The organism is Vibrio sp. Vb0667 (genome assembly GCF_033391095.1).
The window spans coordinates 1-1812 of the sequence record NZ_JAWPOL010000104.1; the positions used below are offsets into that span (position 1 = coordinate 1).

Annotated in this window: 2 protein-coding genes; one reads left to right on the forward strand and one right to left on the reverse strand. The window is 42.3% G+C overall.

Annotated features, from left to right (window positions below; genetic code table 11):
* Window positions 1-497 (reverse strand): thiopurine S-methyltransferase (locus R8269_RS23730; RefSeq protein ID WP_318222718.1); only part of this gene is annotated, 497 nt, incomplete at its 3' end.
* Between the two features lie 317 nt (window positions 498-814).
* Here R8269_RS23730 and R8269_RS23735 point away from each other — a divergent pair.
* A complete protein-coding gene (locus tag R8269_RS23735; RefSeq protein ID WP_005480657.1) occupies window positions 815-1588 on the forward strand; it encodes a phosphoribosylglycinamide formyltransferase in 774 nt (257 codons plus the stop codon).
* The last annotated feature ends 224 nt before the right edge of the window (window positions 1589-1812 follow it).

Here is a 1812-nt window from a genome sequence, read left to right on the forward strand (position 1 = left end):
GGAGGACCAGCCATTTCCTCTTGCGGATAGTTCAATGTCACAAGCAAAATACGACCGCCCGGATTCAAAAGCTGCTTCAAGCGCGCTACGTACTCTTCTCGCATATCTTGCGGCAAAGCCACCAACGCAGCGCGATCATAAACAATATCGGCTTGAGAAACCGGAGCCGTAAAGAAATCACCAGTATAAATCGACAGTTCATCAAACTGATACAACTCGTGCATACCACTAATTGGGGTCACAGTTGGTGTATAAAAGTGTTCAGCAAAGAAAGAACGCACCGCTATTTGGCTCAGCTCAACCCCTTCCACAGAATCATGTTTCATTGCTAACCAAACGAGATCTTCAGACTTACCACACAAAGGAACCAAGACTTTGTCTTCACGTTTCGGATTCGCATGGTGCCAGTACGCTGGCAATAGAGGGTTCACATCTTCCAAATGAAAACCGATTTGATTACTGGCCCACTTACTGTGCCAAAATTCTTGATCTCTCATTCTTACTTTCTACTTGTTGGCTGATTTTCGTTTTGTGGGGTAAGACTAATGATTTTTTTAAATTTGTCTATGCCGTTCATCTTTGGTTAATACTGCGATGATAGGATGTCATCGTTCCTTGGAGAACAAACTCTTTATTCTCTATGCAGAATAAAGAAAAGAGAAATGGTGATCTAACGCACGATTCCTCCAAAAGGTTAATTTTTAGCCTTGGGATCTTTCGGAAAGTCCCCATAAATAAGTTAGTACCTAATTTGCCCAGTCTTAGCGACTTTTACGTTCCCATTTTCTAAGTGCAAGCAAGTTAAGGAGAGTGAATGAGCTTATTTCTTCGTACTACAGCATTGATGCTTTTGGTACTAAGCCGTGCGCCGGCATTCGCCGCACTTCCTAATGCCCCAAGTAATGAACAAAATCGTTCCCCTAGTCAAAACGAGGTTTGTTCTAAACTATTTAAACACAGCCTTAGCGGCTTGTATGGAATCCAATCCATCGATTCTCGTCCAACCCAGCCTTATTCAGATTTCGATATTCTTTACAGCAAAGCGCATCAAGCCCAATTCGAGCTTGAAACCATTTGTAAAAGTACCGCCCTACTCAACGATGCTCAGCCATATTTCGCTGGCGTAAAATCTAAACATCGCGCCGAAGAAAAAATCACACATGAACTGGATGGCCAAGTAGAACGCATTACTGACTTAGCTCGTGCGACTATTGTGGCGGAAGATGTGGCAAGTTTGGTCTCTATTTACGAAACGCTAGAGCGCGAAACAACTATCGTTAAAGTCAAAAACCGCTTTAAGAAACCTGGCCCTTCTGGCTACCGTGATCTGAACTTGTTAGTCCGTTTGCCAAAAACGAATTTGATTGCAGAAGTACAGCTGCACTTAAAAGCGATTGCGGATGTAAAAAATGGTCCTGAACACGACCTGTATGAGCAAATTCAAAAGCTTGAACGTCAAGCATCAATGGAAAAGCGAAATCTAAGCGAGATTGAAATGGCTTCCATTAAGAATATGCGTAGCCAAGCGAAAAACTTATACCAACAAGCATGGCAGCCTTACTTAACGACGCATTTAGAAGCGGCATAAACAAAAACGCAGCCTGAGAAACAACAAAACCACCGCAATGCGGTGGTTTTCGTTTGTATGAAAACATCAAATTTCATACATAACAAAAGACCACGACTAAGCGTGATCTATTTGATTGGTTTTACTGTTCTTTTTTTAGATTTTCTACACGAGCTTTTAACTTCTGGCCCGGGAGCTACGTTATTAGCTGTTGCGAGGTATTTGTATCTGTGCACCAGTGCTAT

What these genes read in the sequence shown, in the direction of transcription:
- R8269_RS23735 (WP_005480657.1), top strand. Translation starts at nt 815, where the DNA reads ATGAGCTTATTTCTTCGTACTACAGCATTGATGCTTTTGGTACTAAGC.